The organism is Streptomyces sp. NPDC053426, assembly GCF_055585405.1.
On record NZ_JBVJKE010000007.1, the window covers coordinates 24,887 to 49,539 of the forward strand.

Sequence of the window (24,653 nt, forward strand, 5' to 3'; positions counted from 1 at the left end):
TCCCCGTGTGAGGATTCCGGGACCCGAAGAGATCCGCGCGCTGCACCAGAAGCACGCGCCCACCGCCGAGGCGTTCGAACTCGTCCACACGCACTGCGAGATCGTCTGGAGCGTCGCCGAGCGGCTCATATCGGTCTCACGCCTCGACGTCGACGCCGAGCTGGTCCGCGCCGGCTGCCTCCTCCACGACATCGGCGTCTACCGCCTCTACGGCGACGACGGCGGGCTGGACCACGAGAACTACATCCGGCACGGGCTGCTCGGCCACGAACTCCTCGCCGGGGAGGGCTTCCCCGAGCCCCTGTGCCGGTTCTGCTCCCACCACACCGGGGTGGGAGTCACGAAGGACGACGTCCTGCGCCAGGGCCTCCCGATTCCTCCCGCCGACTACCTCGCGGTGACGCGTGAGGAGCGGCTGGTGATGTACGCGGACAAGTTCCACAGCAAGTCCCGGCCGTCGGCCTTCCTCTTCCCCGACGAGTACGCCGCCCACGTCCGCCGCTTCGGCGAGGACAAGGTGACCGCGTTCGAGGCCCTGCGCACGGAGTTCGGCGACCCGGACCTCGACCGGCCGGTGCCGCACGGGGGTGCGCCCGCCCGCCCGTGAGCGCTGCCGGGCGCCGACCACACCGCCGTCGCCCTCGCCCTCACCCTCGCCCGTACGCTCACGCGGCGTACGGGCTTTCCCCTTCTGCGCGGACGGACGGAGCGGACCGACGCGGCGGCGCGGCCCGCGCGATGTGTGGACCGCGTGACGGGACCGCGAGCCGCGTGTGAATCTTCCGCGACTCCAGATGACATTCGCCACAGCACCGAAGCAAAGAATCACCACCGGCGGGCGCGACACACCCCCTCGAACGGCCAGGATGGCGGCGGTTCACACCAATCCGGCACACGGACAAGCCGTACCGCACGTCGACCCCGGCGACGAGCCACTCCACCCCACCTGCCCTATGATCGTTTAATACTTGACTTCATCGCGTCTGCAATCCCTCACCTACGGTTCTCGACGACCGCGAACACGTCCATCGGTGCGGGTCTCGCGGTGGTGACACGCAGGAAGAAAGGTGAACCGCATGGCCCTCGGACTGCTCCGGCGTCGGCGTTCCCGCGGCGGCCCCGGCGCCGCACCGGACCTCTCGCTGCCCCTGCCGGCCGGTGCCGGCGCGTACGGCTGCGAGGTCGTCGACCCCCTGGGACAGCCCCTGGGCGGCGCCGAGGTCACGGTGACCGCCCTGGACAGCCACCGGGTCGCCGCCCACGGCACCACCGACCCGTACGGTCTGTTCATGGCGGCGCTCCCGCCCGGCTCCTACAGCGTGATGGTCTCGGCGGAGGGCCTCACCCCGGCCCGCAGCAACGTCGACATAACCGCCGGTGCCGCCCTCCCCCCGGCGCGCGTCGCGCTGCTGCCCGCACGCCAACTGGAACTGCCGCCGCCCGGCACCTGGCTGTTCGACCCGCCGCACACCGCGATCCGCTTCATCGCCAAGCACGTGGGCATGGCCCACGTCCACGGACGCTTCACCCGCTTCACCGGCGGCATCCACATCACGCCGGACATGGACGACTCCCGGGTCTCGGTGCGCATCGACGCCGCCAGCATCACCACGGGCAACAGGACCCGCGACAACCACCTGCGCTCCGCCGACTTCCTCGACGTCGAGCACTACCCGTACATCGACTTCACCAGCACCCGGTTCGTCTACCGGGGCGGCTCCAGGTGGACGCTGAACGGCACGCTCACCATGCACGGCACCAGCCGCTCCGTGGGACTGGACACGACGTACCTCGGCACGGTGAACGGCGGTTACGAACAGGAGCTGCGCTGTGCGGCCCTGGCGAAGGCGGAGCTGCACCGCGAGGACTTCACCCTCAACTGGCGTTCGATGCTGGCCCGCGGCATCGCGGTCGTCGGCCCGACCGTGCAACTGGAGCTGGACGTCCAGGCGATGTACCGCACCCCCGAGACCCCCACGCCCCCGGAGTAGGCCGGCGCGGACGGGAAGGTCCTCGAGCGGCCCCGGTTCACGCGTAGGGGTCGGGGATCACCTCGGTCGCCGACTCGAGGACCTTCTCCACCCGCAGGACCGCGCTGCGGACGGCTCCCGCCTCCGCGACCAGCACGTCGGGGACGTGGGACTCGTAGAAGCGGAGGTACCCGACGGTGCCCACGGTCGTCGTGCGCGCGCCGAGCCACAGCACCATCCTGCGCAGATCGTCGAACTCGTCGGGATGCGCCTCCTGCCGCACGGTCAGCGCCCACTGCGGCCCGTCGGAGCACAGTTCCCCGACCAGCGCGCCCCCGATCCGCAGCGCCGGCCCCCGGTCTCCCCAGAGGGGGTACTCATAACCGTCCTCCTGCCGGCCGCCCTCCTCTCCCAGGTGCCAGCGGAGCAGGGCGAGGTCCTGCGGCGGGAGCGAGCCCGGCAGGTCGAGCGTGAGCTGGAGTTCGTAGATGTCTGCCACGATCAGAAGGTTACGAGTCCCGGTGCCGGTGTCCTCCCCCACGCCCCGGCGAGAACCCCGAACCGTCACGTCCGTCGATCTACTGCGACCGCATGCCGACGAAGTCTCTTCCCAGCCTCCCCCGACCGGCACCTGCTGGTGCGGCTGCGCCAAGAAGGCCGGAGCCGGATCCTTCTTCGGCCCCGGCCACTCGGTGAGCGCGCGTGCCGTGTCCGAGGGCGTGTGGCGGAAGTGCCCGGCCTGCGCGCACCGCGCGACGCGGGGCACGATCCGCGGGACGAGCGCACTCGGCGGATCCTCCGCGGTCTCGCGAACGAGGGTCTGCTGGTGAAGGCGGAGGACCGGCCCGTCAGGTACCGCGTTGCGGAGTCGGACTGAGCAGAGCTTGCGCCACCGGTCCGAGCCGAGCCGAACACCCCACGTTCCCGCGCGCTCTCACGGACCGTTCTACCCTCGTTGCAGTTCCCCGCGATTCACCCGGGCCAGGAGAGGTGGCTCGGACTCCCCCTCGTAGCCGAGGTGGAGTTCCTGCCGTGCGCGGGTGGCCATCACGTAGTACGACATGCGCAGCGCGGCGGAGGTGGGGTCCGTACCCGCGTCCGCGTGCGTGTCGGGGATGACGACCGTGTCGAAGCCGAGCCCCTTGGCGCTGCGACGGTGCACGATCACGATGCCGGGACGGCCGAGGTCGAGGTTGCGGTACTGACCGCCCTTGGACTCGGACGTGTACAGCTGGGGCTTCAGACGCGGCGCGCGGTTCTGGATGCTGCCGAGCAGGGAGAACTGGGTGTGCTTGGTGGCGGCGATCACGCCGATGCTCTTCTTGGGCTGCGTCTCGGCGAGCAGGACGAGCAGGTCCGCGACGCCCCGCTCGTGGAAGCGGTGCAGGCGCGGCGCCGGTCCCTGGCGGCCGGGCAGGACCGGCGTGCCGGCACCGGTGTGGAAGTGGGCCGCGAAGGACGCGATCTGCTCGGTGTTGCGGTGATTGCCGACGAGTTCGTGGTGGGTGCACCGGCCGAGGTTGCGGGCGATCTCGTCGAGGGTGGAGTTGGTGTCGGTGAGCCGTTGGCACTGGTCCGCGAAGACGGTCGTACGGGCCTTGAGCATGCGGCAGAGCAGGTAGAACTGCGGTGGCAGGTCCTGCCCTTCGTCGATGACCAGCGTGGGTCCGACGGTGGAGGCGGTCTCGGCGGCACGGTTGTGCAGGGCGTCCCAGTCGTACCAGCCGTCGCCGCCGGCGGGTGGTGTGGCGCCGTACCAGTCGGCGAGCCAGCGATGTGCGGTCATGACGCGGACCGAGCGGTCCGCGGGGCCCAGGGTGTGCACCGTGCCGGCGAGCGACTGGCGCAGCAGGTTGGAGTAGGTCAGCAGGACCACCGGGGTGCCGGTGAGGGCGAGCATCGCGGCGCGCTGCGCGGCCAGCACGCTCTTGCCGCTGCCCGGATCCCCGCTGACCAGGTGGTTGCCGTCGAAGGGGAGTCCGTCGAGGCCGGACCGCTGGTCGGGGTCGAGGTCGAGGTAGGTGATGGTCACTGCTGCTCCAGGGCGCCCGCCGCGGCGGTGCGGGCGGCGGTGACGATCGACTGCAGGTAGCCGGGGACCCGTTCGCCGCCGACGACGAGGGCCCGGTCCAGGAGGCTGTTGCCGGCCTCACAGCTGGTCTCCGGGAGCAGGGCGCAGGCGTGGCAGGCGGCCCGGTTGAGGTTGCCGAAGCCCTGCCCGGAGTGTTCGGCGCACAGCGGGTCCGCGGAGCACCAGGCGGCGGACTCGGTCATCCGCAGCAGTGTTTCGGCCAGCCGCGGTGGTTCGCCCTGGCGGACCAGTCCGCCGAGGGTGCCTTCGGCGTCCCCGGCCGCGGTGTAGACGAGGATGCCGTACTGGTCCTGTTCGGGGCGGGCGTAGATCCGTTCGCGCAGGCTCGCCGTCGTGTAGCCGGACTCGAAGGACAGCTGGCGGATCACGAGGTGGGCCAGGGTGTGCAACAGGACGAAGCGAGGGGAGAGTTCGGGGCCGGTCACGTTCTGCAGACGGTCCTTCTGGAAGGAGCGGTCGAGGTCGGCCCGCATGCCCTTGACGCGTCTGCGTACGTCCGGGTCCTCCTCCCAGTCCTTCAGCGCGCCATGGTCGAGGGTGAGGAAGATGCCCTCGCCGAAGACCTCGACGGCGGGCAGCCACTTCAGCCGGCGCGAGGTGTCGGCGGGGACGACGACGGCGTCCGGGGAGACCCGGGTGAAGCCGGACAGGGCGCGGACCTCGCGGAGCCGGTCGGCGAGGACGACGCGGCCGAAGCGGCTCGCGAGACCGGCCCAGGGTTCATCGGTCTCGCCGGCCAGGCCGAGCGTGGTCTCGCGCAGGGCGAAGTCACGGGTGGCGGGCGGGGCGGGTGCCGTGAAGGCGGCCCATTCCTCCCGGCTCAGGTCGGGCCGTGCGGGGCCGTCGGGTGCGGCAGCGGTGGCGCTCGGGCTTGTGCCGCCCGTCTCCTCGGCCAGGAGTGCGTCCAGCAGGCCGTCGTCGGCTCCCGTGTCCTCCTGGATCATCTGCCGGAACAGTGCGGCACGGGGTGAGGCGGCGTCACGGCACAGCGACACCCAGAGGTGGTGTTCGCGCACCTGGTCCGCGAGCGCGTCGTCGGCGTGCGCGGGGACGTCGGTCTCGGGGATGTCGAGCGCGGAGTGCACGATCGGGTAGTAGAGGTTGCCGGCGGTCCGCTGCACGATCTGCACCGGGCGCGGGCACTCGACGGCTTCACCGGCACGCTGCCAGGGGTTCCGTCCCGAGCAGCGCATACCGTGGGTGCCGAGGATGTCGAGCAGGTCCCGGACGGCTCCGCAGCCCTTCGCGGTGCAGGCGACGGAGAGCGCTTCGAGGCCGGAGGCCCGTTCGGAGACGAGGAAACGCAGCTTCTCGCGCTCCCCGCACTGCCGCCGCTCGCCCCCGTCACGCCGCGAGTGCGCCCAGAACCACCAGTCGACGTCGCTGAGGTGCCCGGCCTGGCAGATCTGCACGAACCGCATCGGCGCCAGCGTCCGAGCCGGAGAACAGGACGGGCAACGCGGTGCCTGGCCGCGCTTCTCGTCGGCGATCCGCCACCGCTTCATCCGTCGGCAGGCGCCGCAGAACAGCCAGGAGGGGAAGCGGATGTACGGCGCTCCGGGCGCGTCGGCGACGTCGAAGCGGTCGTTGGCGGTGGCGGGCGCGGCGTGGAAGCCGGAGACGCCGAGGCGGCCCGCGAGGCGGGGCGAGTCGATGGGCTGTCTGCCGCGGGACGGCCAGTCGCCGATGCCGGTGGCGACGAACGACTCGCCCTGGATGTCGAAGACGGCCCCGGCCCCGAAGGGCACCACGGTCTGCGACTGACGTACCCGGAGTGTGCGGCTCACAGGTCGGCTCCCTTCACTGTCACCTGGCATTCCCGGTCGACGTTGCGCATCGAGTTGGGTGTCTCCCACAGGCCGTGGACCTGCTCGAAGCTCTTGATGAGGTTGGACTGGCCCTTGCCCTGACTGCGGTAGTACAGCTCGCGGCCGTCCTTGCGGGCCTGGCGCGCGAGGTCCTCCCAGTTGGCGAGCAGCCCGGCGAGCTCCTCGCGCACCGGCTCACCGGCCCCCGGTTCGGCGGTTTCGGCCCGGGCGGCCAACTCGTCCACGAGTGCTTCCGCTTCGTGCGTCCGCTCGAGGATCCGGCCGGCCTGGTTCTCGGCCGCGAGTCCGAGCCTGTGCCGTACGAGAACGACGAGCACGGCGTGCAGGGCGCGACGGCGTGAGGGCACGGACCAGGGAGTGACACTGGTCGGCTCGACATGCCGGTAGAGCGCGCGGTGGTACACGTCGAAGGTCTCGTAGTGCGAACGGTCCCTGGGGCGGGTGGCGTTGAAGAAGGTCACCACGAGTCCGGGTACGGCGTGGCGGCCCACGCGGCTGGTGGCCTGGATGTACTCGGCGGTCGTCTTGGGCTGGCCCTGCATCAGCATCAGTGCGAGCCGCTTCACGTCGACGCCGACGGACAGCATGTTGGTGCAGGGCAGGAAGGACACCGACCTCGTGTCGTCCCAGCTCTTCTCCAGCCGGTCGAGGAGCACGGGCTGCTCGGAGCGCGGCAGGTTGCTGGTGAGTTCCTCGACCTGCTGGTCCGGCAGGGGACGTACGCCGCTGCCCGAGTCGAGTCCGGCGAGCTGGGCGGGGATGTCGTCGGCGGCGGCGGTGACCGTGCGGCCCAGTTCGCGCAGGCTGTGGTGGTAGGCGACGAGGGTCCAGTAGGCGTCCCGGTGTTCCTCGGGCAGTTCCCAGGCGCCCTGGAGCAGGGCGGCGGCGGTGGCGACGGAGGCACGGCCGGCGGTGTGTCCCTGGGCCATGACACCGACGTAGCGACGGCCCGGCCGGGAGGTGTCGGGCTCGGCGAAGTAGGAGTGGCGGGCGTCGAGTCCGGCGGGCGGGAAGAGCTGGACGTCTCCCCCGTACAGGGCGCGGACCTGCTCACCGGAGCGGCGGATGGTGGCGGTGGACGCCACGACCTTGGGCCCGGTGCCGTCCGGAGCGGCGCACAGTCCGAGGACGGCGGACTCGTAGAGGCCGACGGTGGTACCGAGCGGACCGGTGAGCAGGTGCAGTTCGTCCTGGATGACGAGGGACGGCGGCCGGTGCCCGGTGCCGGCTCCGAAGAGTCGTCCCGCACGTGGCTCCCAGGCGAGGCGGGCGAACTTGTCGACGGTGCCGAGGACGAAGGTGGGCGGACGGTCGTACAGGTGGTCGTCCACGACGGCGACGGGCAGTTCGTCGTGGAAGAGGCACTCGTCCCTGGGGCAGAAGAAGGCGAAGGAGTCGGCGGCGGCGCGCACCCCGTAGTCGTCGATGTCGGGCGACTTGTGGGCGGGCAGGACGCGCGTGCCGCACCACGGGCAGCGGTCCAGGATGAACACGTCGTCCGGGGTGGCGGCCTCGCGCGCGTTCTCGAAGTCGCGGCGCGCCTTGTCGTAACTGTTCGCGGTGGTGGTCTCACCGACCCACAGCCCGATGGAGAACGGCTCGGCGCCGTAGGTGGCCGGGTCGGCCCGGCGCATGGACTCCAGGGCGCACACGGTCGTCGCGGCACGCTGGAACTGCTGGGTGGTCAGCAGGCTGAGCGTGTAACGGCTGAGCACTGCGGTGCCCCCGCCGTCGGGTCCGCCCCGGCGCAGCACCATCACGAACGCGGCCAGCAGCAGGTACGCCTCGGTCTTGCCGCCACCGGTCGGGAACCAGATGAGGTCCGTGACGGCGCGGTCCGGGTGCCGGGGGTCGACGGCACCGTCGACGGCCAGCAGGAAGAACGCGAGCTGGAAGGGGCGCCAGGCGGCGTCCGCGTACGGCCGCGGGTCCGGCGGTACACCGTCGTCGCGGCGGGGGCGCCGGGTGCCGGCGAGGTCGGCGGCGGAGTGGCGCATCTGCAGGGCCATGGCGTGGTTGGCGGCCCGGAAGGCGTGCAGCAGTTCGGGGCGTCGGGGATCGCAGAGGGTGCGTACGCCGGACTCGATGCGGGAGACCGCGGCGCCGATCCGTCCGAGGACGCGCTCGGCCGCCTCACGGCCCCATTCGGGCACCTCGGTGTTGAGCTGACCGACGTACCAGGCCCGGTACGCGGAGGCGAACTCGAAGAGCTCTTCCCGTAGTTGATCGACGGAAACGGCCGGGTCGGCGAGGTGGGCGAGACTGAGCACCGGGGTGTCGGTGAGTCCGGCGGCTCGTACGCCCGTGACCTCCGCCTCGGGCATGACGGCCGCCCGAAGTCCCGTCACCGTCCGGTCGTCGCCGTCCCGCAGTTCCTCGACGGCGCACCCGTGGCCGACGGCATGGGTGCGCACATGCCGGTACTGCAGGCGCAGTTCCTGTTCCTCCGGGTCCCTGCTGGCCAGGCGCACACTCGGGTACTGGAGCACCTGCCCGTCGACGGGCCGGGCCCGCAGCTCCACCTGGAACAGCATTCCGTCCCAGTGGGCGCTCTTCCCGAGGGCGGAGTCGTACCGGGCGGCATTGACGAGGGCGACAGTAACGAGCTTCCCGTTGCCGAAGTCGCGGCGTGTGACGCGCAGCTCGGCTCGGGCGTCCAGGACGGAGACCTGATCCCGGTCCGGGCCGAGGAGGTGCGTCTCGGCCGGCATGGCGATCCGCTGCCACGTCCGGCCGCGCTGGCCGCTGCGCGACTGAGTGCGGTAACGGGCGGCGGAGCACTCGACCTCGAGGGTCTCGGCGTCGGTGTAGAAGCTGAATCCGAGGGACGACGGCAGCCAGGAGTTCGACTCCGGCACGGGGTCGCCCGCCGGCGCGGTGTCCTCGGCCCCCCGCTCGGTGCCGGCCCCGTCGAACTCCTCCTTGGCGAGATCCAACTGTCCCTGCAGGTCGGCTTCCTGCGGATAGAGGGTGCCCATGAGGTACTGCCGGTCGGGCGGTGCGTCGAGCGTCTCGTCGTCGCCGTCGACCGGACCGACGAGCTGCCGCCGCAGGTAGGAGACGAGTTCCTGTCTGGGGTCCATGGGATTCCTGGTGTTCATGAGAGAGGAGTGGGGTGAGTGGGTGGCGGCGGGTTCAGGACCGGCGCCAGCGGTCCCGGAGGGAGCCGCGACCGCGGTCAGCCGCTTCCTGGGCTGCGGCCAGTTGTGCCTGTACCTCGCTGAGCTGCGTCTGCAGGGCGTCGACGCGGAGCCAGGCGTCGTGCTCGCTCTGTGCGATGCGCCGGGCCGCCTCCTGCTCGGCCTCCTCGGCTCGCCGCCGGGCCGCCTCGACGAACAGGTCCCGTTGGGCGACGGCCTTCTCGGCCTCCCGCAGGCGTGCCTCCACCTCGGCGACGCGCAGTCGGGCACCCTCGCGGTACTCCTCCCGTGCCGACGCCGCGGCACGCTCCCGCTCGTCGAGCGCCGCCTCGGCCTTCCGCACGCGGGTCTCGAGCTCGGCCACCCACGCCCCGGCGGCACGTTCGCGCTCGGCGGCCACCGCCCGGGCCTCGCTCAGCCGTGCCTCGAGGTCCCCGATGCGTGCCTCGGCACCCTCACGGTACTCGCGCAGCCGCTGCTCCAGCTCGTGCGCCCGCTGCCCGGTGCCGGCCGCCTCCCGGGCGGCTTCTTCCGCCTCCTCGGCTCTGCGCAGCAACGCCTCGTACGCCTCACGGTGTTGTGCCTTCAGACGCGCGACGTGTTCCTCGGCCTGCCGCCGCAGGTGCCGCTCGCGCCGGTCCCAGGACTTGTCAGCACGATGCAGCAACTCCTCTTCCAGTGTGTCGAGCTGTGCTTCCGCCGCCGCGCGGACCGCCGCGACTCGTTCGTCGGCACGGCTCCGTTCCTGGTCCAGCCGGAGCTCGTTCTCCTGCGTCAGCAGGGCGAGCCGGGCCTCGTGCCGGGCGCGGACCTCGGTAAGTGACGGCTCGGTGGCGGCAGGCTGTGGCTCGACCGGCGTGGAAGGAGCGGGAGGGGCCGCCGGGCGCCCGCCTGCCGTGTCGGCCGCCTGCTCCGCGACCGTGCTCACACCGGCGCCGCCGCTCCCGGAGGCGGGTACGGTCCGTGGCGGGCGCGCCGCGACGAACTCCTCGAGGACGGCACCGACGGCGAGGCGCGACTCGGCGCTCACCAGCGGTCTTGTGGCCAGGTACGCCCGGGGAGTGGCCCCGGCCAGCGCTCCGGCGGGCCGCTCGAAGAAGTGCTCGGGCCGCAGCCCCGCGTTCTTGACGGAGTCGAGGACCTTCCGCAGGACTTCGAGGGCTTCGACCACGGGCCGGTCGAGTGTCCCCCGCTGCCGCGCGGCGCGCACCACCGCGTCCGTGGCGGAGGAGCCGAGCAGTACGGACAGTTGCAGATGTCCCAAGGCGAGCAGACTGTACTCGGCGAGCCAGACCACTCCTCCGCCCAGCGGTGGCCGCGTCAGCGTCAGGGCCTTGTCCCAGTCGGCGGTGATCTGCGGTGTACCGGCCGGGCCGGTGGTCTCCGCCGGTCGTCCCGTCTCCGGCACCGATGCCGGTTCGGAGCCAGGCACCTGTGTGACCTCGGGCTCCGGTGTCTGCCCGCTCTCGGGCTCTGGTACCTGCCCGCTCTCGGGCTCCGGTACCTGCCCGCTCTCGGGCTCCGCCGGTTTCGCCACCACGGCGAGGAACTCCCGCAGGACGTCCCGTACGGCCAGTCGCGACTCACGGTTCACCAGGGGCCTGCGCTCGAGATAGTCACGGGGCGTCGCCCCGACGAGCGCTTCGGCGGGACGGTCGAAGAAGTCCTCCGGCCGCTGCCCGGCCGCCACCAAGGCGTCGAAGACACGGCGCAGCACTTCCAGCGCGGTCAGCACCGGACGCGAAAGGTAGTTGTTCTCGTGGGCGTCCCGCACCACGGCGTCGGCGGCCGGCTGCCCCAGCACCGCCGCCAGGCCGTCGTCCCCCAGCGCCGCACGTGCGTAGTCGGCGAGCCACCAGAGCCGGTCGACGGGCGCCTCCGACATCCGGCAGGCGCGCTCCCAGTCGGCGGCGACAACGTCCGGCGCCGTCCCGGCATCGACGGTCTCATCGGCATCGATGGTCTCATCGGCGTCGGCGACCGCTTCGGCGGGGGCGCTCTCCCGGTGGACGGTCGTTACGGCGGGCTCCGGCTTCGCCTCGGTGACAGGCGTGTCGCCGCCCTCCTCCCTGTCTGCCGCCACCGGGGTCGGCATCGGAGCCGCGGCCACCGCGGCCTGCTCTTCGGTGACCCGGGCGAGGCGCTCCGCCCTGGCCTTGCGCAGGACGATCCGAGCCCGGGCGGTGCGGGCCGCGTGCGTGGCACGGGCGATCCGTGCCGCCCTCTTGGCCTCGGCGGCGCGTTCCGCCGCGCGCTCGGCCTTCTCGCACGCCTCGTCCAGACCGACGAGTCCCGCCTCGCGCACCCGCTCCCGCAGCACGGGCCGGACCTTGCCCTCGATCTGCCGGATGCGTTCCCGGGTGACGCCGAACTCACGTCCGAGGTCGTCCAGGGTCGAGGGCTCGTCCCCGTCGAGGCCGAGCCGCCGCACGAGGATCCGCGCCTCCCGTTCGGTGAACGTGTCCACCACGGCCAGGACGTCCTCCGCGAACATGGCTCCCACCACCTGCCGCTCCACCGACGGCAGGACATGGGTCTCCGCCACGAAGTCCGCCAGGGTGGCGCCGTCGCCGATGACACGGTCCAGGGAGTCGGTGCGTCGGGTGAGCTTTCGGATCTCCTGCACCTTCTGCAGGGTCATGTCGCACCTCACCGCGACATCGGCGTCGCCCGCACGCCGTCCCTCGGCCGCGAGGGCACGTTCGGCCCTGGCCACCTTCCGCATCTGTTCGTGCATGTGCACCGGGATGCGGATCAGCGCGCCCTCGTCGGCGATGGCCCGGGTGATGGACTGCCGGATCCACCAGGTGGCGTAGGTGGAGAACTTGTTGCCCATGGTCGGATCGAACTTCCGCGCCGCCCTGAGCAGGCCGAGGAAGCCGTGCTGGAGCAGGTCCTCGTAGTCGAGCCCCTGCTCCAGGTAGGGCCGCACCAGGGAGTGCACGAGTCGCTGATTGTGCACTACGAGGCAGTCCCGGGCACGAATTCTGAGGTCTTCGGGAGGGAGGGCCTTCAGTTCGTCCTCTTCCGGTTCCTGCGCGATGCGGTCCGTCCCGCCACGCAGCAGCACGGCCAGGCCGACCTCGGCCTGCGCGCTCAGCAACCGGCTGCCGGGGCGCCGCACCCGTCGGTCGGTGTCCAGAACGGCGTACGCCGCGGCCACCGACTCCGCGAGGTCCCCTCGTGACACGTCCCCCGCGGACGCGTCCCCCTCCGGGTCCGGCGCCTCGACTTCGGCGTCCTCCATGTCGCCGGACGCGTCCGGCTCGTCGGTTTCCTCCCCGTTCCCGGCGCCCGGCTCCCCCTCCGGATCCCTCACCAGAGCCCTCGCACGGAGCTGAGCGGCCTCGTGCGCGCCGAGCCCGGCGAGCCGGACCACGCCGTCGACGACTCGCGAGGTCACGTACCCGTCGGCGTCGGCGTAGCGGGCCAGCAGGTTCTGTACGAGCGACAGACGGGGGAACACATTTTCTGCACGATCCTGTGCAACCTTTTCACCACCCCGCTGGTCACCCCCTGTGTGCATCTGCAATTCCCTCACGGGCAGACCCAGCCGGGCCAGCTCCTGACGCAGCCGTTCCCGCTCGGCGTCTCCCAGCGCGAGCGCCCGCACGCTCTCGATGAAGACGTGCTCCGGGACGACACCGTCCACGGCCGCACGCCGCAGCCGCGCCAGCACCCCACCGAGCGCCGCACGCAGACCGGACGATCCGGCGTCGGCCGCAGACCACTGCGTCATTCGTTCACCCCACAACTTTCCTCGGCCTCACGGTAGGCTCGATGCGTTGATGATGTCAACGTGCCATCGCCTACCGATTCGACCGCCCCTCGTGTACGGTGTCGTCCGCCGCCGCTTCCCCTCTGTCACGATGGGTGGGCGCAGCGACACGTGAGGGGGTTCCCGTCCGTCCGGGCAGGACAGGACGCGGGGACGTGCACGAGGGACGAAGGAGCGAGGGGCAGTGAGCCAGGAGCTGGTCGACGGCGAGACCTACACATCCCCCCTCACCCCGCCCCCGGGCCATGGCCCTCGGCACCCCGCCTGAACAGCTTCGTATCCCGGAGTCCCGGAGTGATGATGCCGCAGTTCGAGGAAGACACCCGCAAGGTCCAGACGGCGGTCACCGGGCGGCCCGGCTCGGGCTCGCCTGTCTTCCTGCCGTTCGACCACGACGACTTCGACCTGTTCATGCGGGGGCGCACCCGTGAGGACTTCTACTGCGGCATCCTCCTCGGCGGCTGCGGCAAGAAGCTCACCGCGAAGCGGTATCTCGACAAGAAGTGCCACTTCGCGCACCGGCCGCCCGTCCACTGCCGTCGTACGCGGACCGGCGAGGACAGTGCGGACCACCTCTATATCGGGGAGGCGCTCCATCAGTGGCTCCGCGCTCAGGGACACCCGAACGCGGAAGTGACCTACCCGGACATGGGATCGGGTCCGGGACATGCCGTGGAGGTGCGGTTCGGCCCGGAACGTCGGCTCATCCGTGTCCAGATGGCCCGTCTTCCCCTCGCTACCTGGGAGAAGACCCGAGTCGAGCTCTCCGGCAGGAACACCCATGTCCACTGGGCCTACGGACCCGACAGTGGACTCGCCCACAACGAGGTGGAGGCCGAAGGCCACGCCATACGTTTCAGCTGCCGGACCGAACGTGGAACCCGCAAGGTGTACGTCGGCACCCAACGCGCGAACCACAGTGTCGAACTGACCACCCTCGACCACTGCCGACTGACGGACGACGGCATCATCACACCGCACCTCGCCGACACGCCTCGGGCGGTCACACCGGAACCCCGGTCACCGTCCGTCGCGTTCCCGCTCCTCCCCGAGAGTGTTGCCTTCACCGCGTCGGTTCCCATGGACGCGGTGGGGACCGATCCGGGGTATCTCCTCTACGAAGCAGATGTGCAGCCGGCCGGATCGGGCATGATGCGCATGCGGCTCACGTTTCCCAGTGGAATCGAACCGCCCCTCCCACATCGCCTCAACCTCATCGAAGGCCCCGCATACCTCACTCCGCTGGACACTGCCGCATTGGCCACCGGGCAGGGCTGGCTCATCCAGGCACACAGCTTCTCGGCGCTCGCGGAGCGCACGGACCCCCGGTGGCCGGCGTTGCGTCCCTCGCCCGAGCCGCCAAGACCGCAGACCCGGTCCGCGCGGCAACCGGAAGCCCCTGGGTCGGCGAACTCCCGGCAGCTCTTGACCTCCGAGGAATGGGCGTTGGTCGACTCGTTCCGCAAGAGGCTGGCCAAGGTCGCCCGTTCCCGCGGCATCATCAACTGGGAAACGCTCATCGCGTACGCCGGTCACGCGCCTGCCGACTTCACCCCCGAGGACCGGGTGCGTCTCCTCGTCGCCACGGGACATCACCGCTCCAGTGGGAAGCCTGTGCTTGCCTCATTGGTCAAACTGGCGGGGCAGCGGCCCGGGGTGCCCCCGTTCTTCCGCGACGTGCTCGTCGGCCTCGGGTGGGAGGCCGACCTCCCCGATGCACGGGTCGAGGCCATCTGGGCCAAACAGCAGAAGACCGCGCATCAAGGCATCGGGAGCGCGGCGCCCACAACCACGACGGTGCCGCTGACGATCAACTCCGACCTGGTTGGCCGACTCCGACAGCACCTGCATCTCGTCGCCCGCGGCCACGGTCTCATCAAGTGGTCGACACTGCTCAAGAAGGCACGCGTCGTCGCTTCCACTGTGGCCCCGGAGGACGGCGTGCGCCTCCTGGTCGCTGTGGATTTCCCGTACGGTTCCGACCGTCCCGTCCTTTCCTCACTCATCCGAGCGGACAGTCAACAGGGTGGACCGGTTTCGTTCTTCGAAGCTGCGTTGAGGGAACTGGGGTGGGAACCCTCCGACGATGCCCCGACCGCCGCAGCAGCATGGAAGACGGAGCGAGAGCGGGCTTACGCCCTGGTCAGACAGTCGGCGCAGGGGACGAGAACCCCGCCACGGCTTGCCGAGGGCGGTGCCTTCTGGACAAAGCGGGGCCTCACCCAAGCAGCTGTCATCACCTCTGTCCGTACGTCACTGCTCGCCGCCGCACGTCGCCGGGTCAGCGTCGGGTGGCACACGCTCGCGGCAGCCGCAGGCCTCAACGCGGAAGACCTGTCCGATCAGATTCGCGCATTCATCCTCATCGAAGTGGACCGTCCCTCGGGGCCAACCGGCGTATTGCTGTCGTCGCTGGTGATCTCCACCGAGAACACCCCAGTGCCGTACTTCGCCGACATCCTCAAGGCCCTGGGCCGACCCCACACCACACGCCCCATCGAACTCGGCCGTATCCGGAAGCTGGAGCAGGCCCGCGCCTTTGCGGCACACGAGCCGTCGACGGACGCCCCGAACACCTAGGAATCGACCATGGACAACGAGATCCAGCTGATTAGCGACGGCGATGGACTGGCAGCCATCGGGAATGCGACGGATGTCGAACGCTTCCTCGTCTCGGAGGGATTGCCGTCGAAGGACCTCGGGGTGCAACGACTCAAGTCCATCTTCGGTACCGGAGCCACAGTCGCACAGGCGGGTTCGGACATTGCCGCCAACTCCGGTCGCTGGGTGAAGCTGACCATGGAGTCCGCGGAGCGTGTCAAGAAGTTCGGGCTGATGGAAAGCAAGACGCCAGGCATCAGCCATGCGATGGTGGGGAAACCCGGCTCAATCAAGAATTGGCTCCAAATCGAGAAGGGGGCCGGCTCGTTCCTGACCAACCCTGCGCGTCTGGCCGGTGTCGCAGGGGTCATGGCGCAGCTCTCGATGCAGCAGACCATGGACGAGATCACCGACTATCTCGCTGCGATCGACGAGAAGGTCAACGACGTGCTCCGGGCCCAGAAGGACGCGGTGCTGTCCCGCATGATCGGAATGGACCTCGTGATCGAGGAGACCATGACCATCCGAGAGCAGGTGGGCCGAGTCTCCGAGGTCACGTGGTCGAAGGTGCAGACCGCGCCGACAACGATCGCGGATACTCAGGTGTACGCCCTGCGGCAACTCGACGCCCTTGCGGAGAAGTTGGAAAGCAAGCCCAAGATCGGCGATCTCGCCACGGCGGTCAAGGAAGTTGAGCCCAAGGTTCGGGAGTGGCTCGCTGTTCTGGCTCGCTGCTTCCAGCTGCAGGACGCGATCGCGGTGCTCGAACTCGACCGAGTGCTGGACGCGCATCCGGATCAGCTGGACCAGCATCGCCTCGGGCTTCGGGTGGCCCGACAGAACCGACTGGATCTCATCTCACGGAGCACCGAGCGCCTGGTGGCCCGGATGAACTCGGCTGCCGACGCGGCCAACGCGAAGGTGTTGCTGTACCCGGCCAAGTCTCCGGCTGTGGTCCAGTCGAGCAACCATGTGGTGACCGGTGTCCATGCTTTCCACGCGCGGCTCGGGATCGAGTCCGGTCGCCAGTCGTCCGAAGCAAGACGATGGGTGGACGCGGCGGCGGAGGTGAGGGACAAAGCGCTCGAGACAGGAGCGAAGGGCGTCAGTGTCGCCAGAAGCCTCGGCAACGAAACCCTTAACCAAGCCGGCTCGGTCAAGGGCAAGCTCTCCAGCGAGATCGCCGAGCGAGCACGCCGCCTACGCAAGGACGGAAAGGAGCGCGATGGGGAAGGCTGAGTGAGCACCGACCACCCACACCGTGGGGCGAGCCGCCAACCACCCGCCCCACAACTGGACTCCCTCAGTCCCGTGCCGCCGCGAAGCCCACGAAGTGAGCCCAGCCCTCACGCCCCACGGCGAACGGCCGTCGTACCACGTCCTTGGAGTCCCGTACGTGGACCGTCTGCTCCGTGACGGCGACCTCCACGCAGTCGTCTCCCTGTGCGCTGCTGTAGCTGGACTTGAACCAACCGAGTTCGGACGTGTTCATACCGCTCCTCTGATCCGCATCAGCAGGCCCACGGAGTCCTTCGGGGAAAGTGCCTGCGAACGCAGTCTTGCATAGCGCATATGGATGCGGCTCACCTCTTTCGGGCCAGCGATCAAGCGGCCGTTCTCCTGGCCCTCGGAGTACGCCCGCCAGCGGCCGTCCGGCATCTCCAGCAGTCGTACAGGCCCTGAAAGGCATGCATGCTGCTCGCTGTCCGCAGGCATGACCTGAACGGTGACGTTGCGCAGAAGGCCGAGCTCAAGGATGAGATCGAGCTGCTCCGCCGTGACTTGCGTCCCTCCCAAGCGGCGCATGAGAACGGCCTCTTCGATGACGAAGTCGAACGTCGTGTTGGGACGTTCGCGGAGCAGTTGCTGACGCTCCATGCGCACCTGGACGGTGGTCTCCAGAGCATCATCCGACAAGGGTGGAATCTCGTTCTCGCAGAGAGTCCGTACGTACCCCTCCGACTGCAACAGCCCAGGGATCAGCCGACACTCATACGTGCACAGACTCACCGCCGTACGCTCCAGCCTGGCCCACTGCCGAAACCAAACTGCCAGCCCCGCCTCCCCCCGCGTCAGAAACCGCGCCGAATGCCGCAGCGCGCCCGTGTTCCCCAGCGCCTCCTCCGCCCGCTCCACGAAGGACGCGTCCGGCATCCGCCGCCCCAACTCCACCGATTCCACCGTGTGCTTGGAGTACCGGACCAGCTCCCCGAACTGCACCCTGCTCAGCCCCGCGTGCTCCCGCAGCGCCTGGACGACGGCCCCGAACGTCCGCAGGCTGTCCGACGGATCCGGTTCCCGCTCGCACTCCCCGCCCGGCACCGCCGGCTCCACATGGTCGGTCGTCATCCGAGGTCCACCTCCAGGTTCGCGCACACCGGGTCCCTCTGATGAAAAACGCCGGGAGCAGCCAGAAGGACACTCGTACGACTCACCCGTCATCCCCGTACGGTGACGCACCGTACGGGGGCACCCCGCATAGACGCTCACGCGAGAGCTGCGTGTCCGCAACCGGAAGGGATTTTTCGCCCTGGAGGCGAGCCCCCGGCCCCACCCTTGACCGCGTCACCACACCACCGACGCGCCGACCGCCTCACGGCAAGGGCATCTCCTGCTCGATCCACTTCGTGATCGACGGGCGCGAGGGGCGCCAGCCAAGGTCGTGAGCCCGGGTGGCACGTACGCGGCTGTTGGCGCCGAGGGCGTACCGGGAGAAACCCTCCCCCCACGCGGCCGCAGCGGAACCCAGATCCCACGGCTCCACCGGCCCCAGGCCCAGCCGACGGGCGATCGCCTCACCGATCTCGGCGAACGAGGCGTCCTCGCCGCCCTCCACGAAGTAGAAGCCCGTGGCCGCGGGGTCGGTGAGCGCCAGGTGATACAGGTCGGCCATGTCATCGAGGTGTACCGTCGACCAGCGGTTCAGGCCGCGTCCGACGACGCGGACGGCCCTGCCGGCCTGGGCCTGTGTGACCAGCGGCGGGATCAGCACGGTCTGCGGGCGCGGTCCCGTGCCGTTGCCGTAGATCAGTGAGTTGCACAGCACCACCGAACGCACTCCCGCCGCACCGGCATCGACGACGGAGCGGTCGATGGCGTACCGGGCCCGGCGGATCTCGTGGTCCCCCGGACCGAAGGGCTTCACGTCGTCGAAGACCACCTCGGATGCGTACTGGCCCTGGGCGTCGTCACCGATGACGCTGGTCCCGCTGGTGTGGATCAACACCTTGCCCGAACCCCGCAGGGCGTCGACAAAGGCGGCCACAGCACCGCGGTGGTCGCTGTGAGCGGCGTTGACGACCGCGTCGGCGCGGTCGGCCTCTCGCTTGAGCAGCGCCGCGTCGTCGAGGTCCCCGACGACCGGTGTGATGCCGGCGGCGGCGAGAGCACCGACCACGCCGGGCGTGCGGGTCAAGCCGCGCACCGTGTGCCCCTCGCGGATCAGACGGCGGGCTACGGCTCCGCCGATATAGCCGCCGGCACCTGTGAGAAAGACGTCCATGATGACTCCTGGCGATGTCGGGGTGGTGGGGGCGTCAGCTGCGGAAGCGGCCCGCGGCACGCAGGGCCTCATCCAGCGGCAGGCGCTGCTGTCGGTCGCCGAACTCGCAGATGCGAGTGATCCGCCCCTCGTGGACCGTCACCTGGAGGCAACGTGAAATGCGCACCGGGGTGCCGTTCTCCAATTCGCCCGAAGCGGTGGCGGCCAGAGCGAAGCCGTGGTGGTCGACGTGGAGGGACCAGATGCGGTCGGCGTGGTTTCTCACGAGGTCGGCGGTCGCACGGAGCATCCGCAGCATCGCACCCGCGAACTCCTTGCCGGGAAGTGACACGGTCTCGTGATCGAAGCTGTGCCAGACCTCCACGGTCTCGGCGAAGAGCAGACCGAACTCGGGGTCGACCTGCGTCAGGCCATACGTCCCGGTGAACCGACTGGCGACTTGGCGCACAGCGGCCAAGCGGGCGGACGACTCGGAGTCCTGTTCGTCGGGCCGGCCCGCAGCGGCTGCGGCTATGTCACTGCTGGTCATCGGTTGCCCTCTCGTACCTACCCCTATGCAGTCAGGGGCGCTCGAGAACCAGCGTCCGCGCCGCCGTGCCGATTCACGAAGGCGCCTTGCTGCTATGGCAAAAATTGCCGCGCGCGTGGGGAGGGGAGCCGTCCACGCACGTGCGGGTCGCCGGCGGTGCGTACGCCCCGAAGGCGCGATGTCCTTCGGGGCGCGTGGCAGGAGTTCGGGTTCAGGCGTTGTAGCCGCCGTGGGCGTCCAGCACCGCGCCCGTGACGTACGACGCGGCGGGGCTCGCGAGGAAGGCGATCGCCGCGGCGATCTCGTCGGGGTGTCCCATGCGTTGCAGGGACAGCGAGCCGACCAAGACCTTGAGGGTCTCGGGGTCCGGCGGCTCCATGCCGCCCTCCATCAGTCCGGCCTCCACGACGTTGGCCGTGATGTTCCGGGGCCCGAGGTCGCGTGCGACGCCCATGGTGTACCTCTCGATCCCGGACTTGGTCGCCGAGTAGTCGGCAAGGCCGGGGGCGCCGACCCGGGAGCCCAGTCCGGAACTCACCGTGATGATGCGACCGCCCGTGCGCAACACTCGGGATGCGGCCCGGATGACGGCGATCACGCCGAGGTAGTTGGTGGCGTGCATCCGGTCCAGTGCGGCGGTGTCGGTGTCCGGGTCGTCCACCTTGCCGGCCGCGGAGATCGCCGCGTTGTTGACGAGGATGTCCAGGCCGCCGAAGTGCGCGACCACGTCGTCGATCAGTGCCGGCGCCCGGCTCGTGTCCGCCTGGTCGGACTGGAAGGCGACGGCCTTGGCTCCCTTGCCGTGCACCTCGTCGACGACGGCCCGCGCCTGCTTCTCGGAGCTGACGTAGGTGAAGGCGACGTCGGCGCCCTGCTCGGCCAGCAGCCGTACGGTCGCCGCTCCCAGTCCGCGCGACCCCCCGGTGACCAGGGCGACCTTGCCCATGAGTGGCTTGCTCATTCTTCTCACCTCGTTGATTGACCCTTCCCCCGACAGTCGCAACGTTAGTTGTTACGACAGTTCGTTGCAACCTTTACTGTTACGACTACGTCGTCGTAACATGAACCGTTGCGGTCGAGAGGAGGGGTTCATGAGCGCCAACAGCAGGCTGACCATCGCCGCCCACGCGCTGGCCTGGATCGGCCTCTACCAGCGTCAGGGCCATGAGGTCGCCACCTCCGAGCAGATCGCGACCAGCGCGAACACCAACCCCGTGGTGATCAGACGGCTGCTCGGCGAACTGCGCGAGGCCGGGCTCGTGGAGTCCCGGCGGGGCGCGGGCGCGGGCTGGTCGCTGGCACGCGAGCTGGAGTCGATGACCCTGCTCGACGTGTACGAGGCAGTGGAACCCGGCCCGCTGTTCGCGATGCACCGCACCACCCCGGACCAGGGATGCGTGGTGGGTCACGGCATCCAGCCGGCGATGCGGAGCATCTACGAGGGCATCGAGGAGACCCTGAGACACGAACTGGCCCGCGTCACGCTCGAGAACGTACTCCGGGACGTACTCGCGGCACCTCGCTAGCCTCCCCGTCACGCCCTGACATCACCCGGATCCCCCTCCACACCCAGGCCGGTGAACAGCCTGGCAACCGGTCACACCGAAGACGGTTGCGCCCTCTCCCACTCCAGGACCAGCTTGCCGGTTCGCGCTCACCGTGACCGGGCGGCCTTCCAGGATCCGGTGCATGCCGGATCCCGAGCCGCTGGAACGGATCACCGCACGGCGCGCGGAGCTGGACGAAACCGAAGCCGCTCCGGAGACCTCGGCGCACCGTCGGACCTGGTCAGGGGAGCCCGGACTTCCCGAGCCCACAGGCATCGGAGCGGGTGCCCGACACCCGCACAGCATGTGTCCGTACGGTGACCCGACGTACGGGGCTCTCCTCTCGAACGCGCCCCGCGCGCCCGCCACGGTGGTCCCATGAGCACAACCACCCCACAGCTCCCCGCCGCCGCGCGGACGTTCACGCAGCAGTTCTCGTCCACCCGGCGCGGTGCCCGCCTCGCCCGTCTGCTCACCTACGAGCAGCTGCGGACCTGGCAGGTGTCACCCGGCGTCACCGACCGCGCGGGGCAGATCGTCGCGGAGCTGGCCGCCAACGCGGCGCTGCACGGCCACGTCCAGGGCCGCGACTTCCGTCTCGCCCTCACCCACGCCCCGGCCGCCGGCGTCCTGCGCATCGCGGTCACCGACGCCCGCGAGGACCGGTCTCCCTCCCCCGTGACGGACTTCGCCACGCCGTCGGACGACGAGTCGGGCCGGGGCCTGCTCATCGTCACCGCCCTGGCCGACCGCTGGGGTACGGAGCCGTATCCGCCGGGCGGCAAGACCGTCTGGGCCGAGTGCGCGTGCTGAACGCTGTCATGTTCGCCGACACGCTCGATGAGGTGAGGCCGCCGTCGCTCAGGTCTTCCATCAGCGATGAGAACGGTATGGTCGATGGTATGGCAACCAAGAAGTACACCGTCACGCTTCCCGAGGAGCTCGCCGAGGCCATCCGGGCGGAGGTGGGCCCCGGCGGGTTCAGCCGCTATGTCACACAGGCCATAGAGCGTCGGCGTGAGCAGGACCGGCTCGGCGAGCTCGTCGACTGGCTGGAGACGGAATACGGCCCTGTCACCGAGGAGGAACTGGCCGCGGCCGAGGCCGAGCGCAAGAAGATCGAGCACGCCCATGCGGAGAGGATCCGTGCGGAGCGTGTCACCGAGCAGCAGGCCGGACAGGAGCGGCACGTCGCGTGAAGAACAGCATCGTCTATCTGCTCGACTCCGAGGGCCTGTCCCAGACCGTGCGGGGGGTCACCGCGATGAAAGGGCGCCTCAAAACGGCCCACCTCTCCGGCATCCGCGTGATGACCACGTCCATGACCTTGATCGAGGCGTACGACGTACGGACCTACCTCCCGGCCTGGCACTGGGCTCTCTCCCGGATCCACGTCGAGCCGGTGACCGAGGACATCGCCAAGGATGCCGTCGAACTGCTCAAGGAAGCCGGCCTCCACGGCCACAAGTACGCCATCGACGCGGCCCTGGCCGCCGTCGCCCTGCGACAGCCGGGGCCGGTCACCGTCTTCACCTCCGACGAGGACGACCTGCGCAAGCTGTGCGGGGACCGTGTGGTCGTCATGGGTCTGTGACCGGCCTGTCCGCCGCCCCACCTCCCCGGGCACGGAAGCGACGGACAGGGCACGGGTCGGCCCAGCGGGCCTCTCCTCTTCCTCGGTCCGGCAGGCTGCGTCGTCCACGACCGGCGGAAGTCACCAACCGGGATAACGGCTCCACCAGTGCGGGTCCCAGCCTTCGACGTACTCGCTGCCGCTGGGCGAGTCGAGGATCTGGAGCAGCAGGTCACGCGCCAAGGTGTCGAGCACCCATGACAGTTCGTGACGGCTCACCAGGTCCACGGGCAGTGCCTCGATCCCGTGTACGGCGCCGAGCACCGCGCCCGTCACACAGGCGACGGAGTCGCCGTCCGGCGCTCCCGCCGCGAACCGGAGTGCGTTTCTGAAGTCGGCTCGGCCGGGGAAGGACACCGCGGCGTAGAGGCCGCCGTGCAATGCCGAAGGGGCGGTGGCGTCCGGCGCGAGCCGTACGAGCAGTCCCGTGTCCGCGGGCTGCTCGACGGCGTACCGGAACACCTTCATGAGGTGGTCGCGCTCGTCGTCGCGGCCCGGTGGCGGGAGTGCGGCGATACCTGTGCGCAGGGCCTCCCGTACCGACCGGTCGGCGGTGACGGAACGATGGGCTCCTTCAGAGGAGCCGGTCAGGCAGTGATGGAGCAGCGCGGTCGCCCGGACGGTGGCGGACCGCGCTGCTGCGTCACCGTGTGTGAGGGCGGCGGTCTCGCCGGCCAGCGCGGCTCCCTCCTCCCCGATCGCCGAGATCGGGAGGGCCCGTGTCAGAGCGTGACAGCCTCGGCTTCGCGTGGCCGTCCGTTCGTGGCGTTCGTCGATCCGGGACAAGGCGGCCACGGTCGCCGGTGCGCTGCCCCGCCGCTCGGCCAGTACGGGCACACCCGCGAGCCAGCCGTCCGGCCACTCCGCTCCGGTCCCGGAGGCCCAGCGGGACCGCATCCTCTCCGCTTCGACGCCTTGCAGCGCCGCCCACCGACAGTAGGCGTGCAGGACCACCGACGGCGGGTGGCAGATCCCTTTGTGCTCCATGCGCACCATCGCACGGATGATGCCCTCGACGGTGAAGCAGGCGAGTTGTGTGCTGACACCGGCCCGCAACGGGCCGTTGGACGGTGGCTCGCCCCGAGCCGTTCCCACCGTGTCCCCGAGCGCAAGGCCGAACATCATCCCCCGCAGCCGGGACTCAAGCCCCCGGAGCTTCCTTCGTTGCTCCATCTCGTCGGCCAAGGCAGCCTGCTTTCTTCTCGAAACGGTCTCCGCCGGAAGCGGGCCCGGTGCACGGGGCCATGCGCACGGCGCACCTCCCCACGCTACGGACGGCCGTCCGGCGGACAACGCCCTTTCACGCAGACCGCGCTGATGAGTCATGTGCTCCCCGGTGTCCTGCTCCCGTGACCACTGTTCACTCTTGACGGTCCACATCGACGACCGTACACACATCTACGGATGATAGCTTGTTGACATTATCAACGCGCATACTTCATGCTCCAGTTTGCAACGGCATGGCCAGCCCAGCCGCACCCATACGCCTCAGTCGCCGTACGCCCACCCCGCTCACCGTCCCCGGGAGAGACCGTGAATCCTCAGAACCACCCGCAGGGTCCGTCCGACATACGACCGTTGCGCAAGCGCAAGAGACTGTGGGCCGTCGGCGCCGCCCTGTTCGCCCTGGGAGCTATCGGCGGCACCCAGTCCGCGCAGGACGAGGTGGACGCCGCCCGGGCCCTGGCCGCCAAGCCCGTGCCGACCGTCACGACGACGGCGACGGCGACCGTCACCGCCGAGCCGGAACCCGCCCCCACGGTCACCAAGACCAAGAAGGTCACCACACCCGGCCCGACCGTCACCGTCACCAAGACCGCCCGGGCCGCCGCCGGATCCGGCACCAGCGGCAGCACCGGCAGCGACAGCGGGACCTGCTCCATCACCTCCAACTCTGGCAACTGCTACCAGGCGGGGCAGTACTGCCGGAACAGTGACCACGGGGCCACGACGACGACCGCGGGCGGCACCCGGATCACGTGCAGGTACAGCTCGAACGCATGGCGCTGGTCCTACTCCTGACGGGCGGCAC

The 24,653-nt window shown here is 70.1% G+C and carries 20 protein-coding genes; 9 read left to right on the plus strand and 11 right to left on the minus strand.

Annotation, left to right across the window (positions count from 1 at the left end; genetic code table 11):
- The first annotated feature begins 7 nt into the window (after positions 1–7).
- Together ACZ62B_RS15860 and ACZ62B_RS15865 are read left to right on the plus strand one after the other, a co-directional pair.
- On the plus strand, positions 8–607 hold the full coding sequence (locus ACZ62B_RS15860; protein WP_344558607.1) for an HD domain-containing protein: 600 nt from the start codon (positions 8–10) through the stop codon (positions 605–607).
- 469 nt (positions 608–1,076) lie between these two features.
- Positions 1,077–1,991: a YceI family protein gene (locus tag ACZ62B_RS15865; protein ID WP_344558605.1), complete on the plus strand. Its 915-nt coding sequence runs from the start codon at positions 1,077–1,079 to the stop codon at positions 1,989–1,991.
- A gap of 37 nt (positions 1,992–2,028) precedes the next feature.
- Here the strand turns inward: ACZ62B_RS15865 and ACZ62B_RS15870 are convergent, their stop codons facing one another.
- From ACZ62B_RS15870 to ACZ62B_RS15890, 5 genes are all read right to left on the minus strand, one after another.
- On the minus strand, positions 2,029–2,469 hold the full coding sequence (locus tag ACZ62B_RS15870) for a hypothetical protein (RefSeq protein WP_344558603.1): 441 nt from the start codon (positions 2,467–2,469) through the stop codon (positions 2,029–2,031).
- A 447-nt stretch (positions 2,470–2,916) separates the two neighbouring features.
- Positions 2,917–4,002, minus strand: coding sequence for an AAA family ATPase (locus ACZ62B_RS15875; RefSeq protein ID WP_344558601.1), 1,086 nt, complete (start codon positions 4,000–4,002; stop codon positions 2,917–2,919).
- The gene (gene drmB / locus ACZ62B_RS15880) at positions 3,999–5,849 is read right to left on the minus strand and encodes a DrmB family protein (protein ID WP_344558599.1); all 1,851 of its coding nucleotides are present in this window, start codon (positions 5,847–5,849) and stop codon (positions 3,999–4,001) included. Before drmB ends, ACZ62B_RS15875 begins: the two co-directional genes overlap by 4 nt.
- The gene (locus tag ACZ62B_RS15885; RefSeq protein WP_344558597.1) at positions 5,846–8,974 is read right to left on the minus strand and encodes a helicase-related protein; all 3,129 of its coding nucleotides are present in this window, start codon (positions 8,972–8,974) and stop codon (positions 5,846–5,848) included. The genes drmB and ACZ62B_RS15885 overlap by 4 nt, the downstream gene beginning before the upstream one ends.
- 52 nt (positions 8,975–9,026) lie before the next feature.
- Positions 9,027–12,770, minus strand: a complete 3,744-nt coding sequence (locus tag ACZ62B_RS15890) for a sigma-70 family RNA polymerase sigma factor (protein ID WP_469690727.1) — start codon at positions 12,768–12,770, stop codon at positions 9,027–9,029.
- Between the two features lie 339 nt (positions 12,771–13,109).
- On the opposite strand from ACZ62B_RS15890, the gene ACZ62B_RS15895 reads away from it, so the two are divergent.
- Positions 13,110–15,389 (plus strand): hypothetical protein, encoded by a 2,280-nt coding sequence (locus ACZ62B_RS15895; protein ID WP_469690729.1) that lies wholly within the window; start codon positions 13,110–13,112, stop codon positions 15,387–15,389.
- 9 nt (positions 15,390–15,398) lie between these two features.
- A complete protein-coding gene (locus ACZ62B_RS15900) occupies positions 15,399–16,649 on the plus strand; it encodes a hypothetical protein (RefSeq protein ID WP_468877470.1) in 1,251 nt (416 codons plus the stop codon).
- Between the two features lie 64 nt (positions 16,650–16,713).
- On the opposite strand, the gene ACZ62B_RS15905 is transcribed toward ACZ62B_RS15900, so the two are convergent.
- The 5 genes from ACZ62B_RS15905 to ACZ62B_RS15925 form a co-directional block, all read right to left on the minus strand.
- Positions 16,714–16,902 carry a DUF397 domain-containing protein gene (locus tag ACZ62B_RS15905; RefSeq protein ID WP_344558593.1) on the minus strand — a complete coding sequence of 63 codons (189 nt, stop codon included), beginning with the start codon at positions 16,900–16,902 and terminating at the stop codon, positions 16,714–16,716.
- On the minus strand, positions 16,899–17,759 hold the full coding sequence (locus ACZ62B_RS15910; protein WP_469690732.1) for a helix-turn-helix domain-containing protein: 861 nt from the start codon (positions 17,757–17,759) through the stop codon (positions 16,899–16,901). The genes ACZ62B_RS15905 and ACZ62B_RS15910 overlap by 4 nt, the downstream gene beginning before the upstream one ends.
- A 244-nt stretch (positions 17,760–18,003) precedes the next feature.
- Positions 18,004–18,912, minus strand: a complete 909-nt coding sequence (locus ACZ62B_RS15915; protein WP_344558589.1) for an NAD-dependent epimerase/dehydratase family protein — start codon at positions 18,910–18,912, stop codon at positions 18,004–18,006.
- A 34-nt stretch (positions 18,913–18,946) separates the two neighbouring features.
- Positions 18,947–19,441 (minus strand): nuclear transport factor 2-like protein, encoded by a 495-nt coding sequence (locus ACZ62B_RS15920; RefSeq protein ID WP_469690734.1) that lies wholly within the window; start codon positions 19,439–19,441, stop codon positions 18,947–18,949.
- Between the two features lie 211 nt (positions 19,442–19,652).
- Positions 19,653–20,402, minus strand: a complete 750-nt coding sequence (locus ACZ62B_RS15925; RefSeq protein WP_344558585.1) for an SDR family NAD(P)-dependent oxidoreductase — start codon at positions 20,400–20,402, stop codon at positions 19,653–19,655.
- Positions 20,403–20,532: 130 nt separating this feature from the next.
- On the opposite strand from ACZ62B_RS15925, the gene ACZ62B_RS15930 reads away from it, so the two are divergent.
- The 4 genes from ACZ62B_RS15930 to ACZ62B_RS15945 all read left to right on the plus strand — a co-directional run bounded on the left by ACZ62B_RS15930 (position 20,533) and on the right by ACZ62B_RS15945 (position 22,582).
- A complete protein-coding gene (locus ACZ62B_RS15930; RefSeq protein WP_468719130.1) occupies positions 20,533–20,967 on the plus strand; it encodes an Rrf2 family transcriptional regulator in 435 nt (144 codons plus the stop codon).
- A 399-nt stretch (positions 20,968–21,366) separates the two neighbouring features.
- Positions 21,367–21,801, plus strand: a complete 435-nt coding sequence (locus ACZ62B_RS15935) for an ATP-binding protein (RefSeq protein WP_468719129.1) — start codon at positions 21,367–21,369, stop codon at positions 21,799–21,801.
- Between the two features lie 89 nt (positions 21,802–21,890).
- A complete protein-coding gene (locus ACZ62B_RS15940) occupies positions 21,891–22,187 on the plus strand; it encodes a hypothetical protein (RefSeq protein ID WP_469690736.1) in 297 nt (98 codons plus the stop codon).
- A complete protein-coding gene (locus ACZ62B_RS15945; protein ID WP_469690738.1) occupies positions 22,184–22,582 on the plus strand; it encodes a PIN domain-containing protein in 399 nt (132 codons plus the stop codon). The genes ACZ62B_RS15940 and ACZ62B_RS15945 overlap by 4 nt, the downstream gene beginning before the upstream one ends.
- A 120-nt stretch (positions 22,583–22,702) precedes the next feature.
- On the opposite strand, the gene ACZ62B_RS15950 is transcribed toward ACZ62B_RS15945, so the two are convergent.
- Positions 22,703–23,806 (minus strand): ADP-ribosylglycohydrolase family protein, encoded by a 1,104-nt coding sequence (locus ACZ62B_RS15950; protein ID WP_469690740.1) that lies wholly within the window; start codon positions 23,804–23,806, stop codon positions 22,703–22,705.
- Positions 23,807–24,154: 348 nt separating this feature from the next.
- Here ACZ62B_RS15950 and ACZ62B_RS15955 point away from each other — a divergent pair, with 348 nt between their 5' ends.
- A complete protein-coding gene (locus tag ACZ62B_RS15955; RefSeq protein WP_469690742.1) occupies positions 24,155–24,643 on the plus strand; it encodes a hypothetical protein in 489 nt (162 codons plus the stop codon).
- The last annotated feature ends 10 nt before the right edge of the window (positions 24,644–24,653 follow it).

Bases quoted from the DNA above. Each gene is read 5' to 3' on its own strand.
- ACZ62B_RS15940 (WP_469690736.1), top strand. From the start codon at position 21,891: ATGGCAACCAAGAAGTACACCGTCACGCTTCCCGAGGAGCTCGCCGAG.
- ACZ62B_RS15925 (WP_344558585.1), bottom strand. From the start codon at position 20,402: ATGAGCAAGCCACTCATGGGCAAGGTCGCCCTGGTCACCGGGGGGTCG.
- ACZ62B_RS15865 (WP_344558605.1), top strand. From the start codon at position 1,077: ATGGCCCTCGGACTGCTCCGGCGTCGGCGTTCCCGCGGCGGCCCCGGC.
- ACZ62B_RS15900 (WP_468877470.1), top strand. From the start codon at position 15,399: ATGGACAACGAGATCCAGCTGATTAGCGACGGCGATGGACTGGCAGCC.
- ACZ62B_RS15935 (WP_468719129.1), top strand. From the start codon at position 21,367: ATGAGCACAACCACCCCACAGCTCCCCGCCGCCGCGCGGACGTTCACG.
- ACZ62B_RS15910 (WP_469690732.1), bottom strand. From the start codon at position 17,759: ATGACGACCGACCATGTGGAGCCGGCGGTGCCGGGCGGGGAGTGCGAG.
- ACZ62B_RS15920 (WP_469690734.1), bottom strand. From the start codon at position 19,441: ATGACCAGCAGTGACATAGCCGCAGCCGCTGCGGGCCGGCCCGACGAA.
- ACZ62B_RS15905 (WP_344558593.1), bottom strand. From the start codon at position 16,902: ATGAACACGTCCGAACTCGGTTGGTTCAAGTCCAGCTACAGCAGCGCA.
- ACZ62B_RS15885 (WP_344558597.1), bottom strand. From the start codon at position 8,974: ATGGACCCCAGACAGGAACTCGTCTCCTACCTGCGGCGGCAGCTCGTC.
- ACZ62B_RS15890 (WP_469690727.1), bottom strand. From the start codon at position 12,770: ATGACGCAGTGGTCTGCGGCCGACGCCGGATCGTCCGGTCTGCGTGCG.
- ACZ62B_RS15915 (WP_344558589.1), bottom strand. From the start codon at position 18,912: ATGGACGTCTTTCTCACAGGTGCCGGCGGCTATATCGGCGGAGCCGTA.
- ACZ62B_RS15930 (WP_468719130.1), top strand. From the start codon at position 20,533: ATGAGCGCCAACAGCAGGCTGACCATCGCCGCCCACGCGCTGGCCTGG.
- ACZ62B_RS15895 (WP_469690729.1), top strand. From the start codon at position 13,110: ATGCCGCAGTTCGAGGAAGACACCCGCAAGGTCCAGACGGCGGTCACC.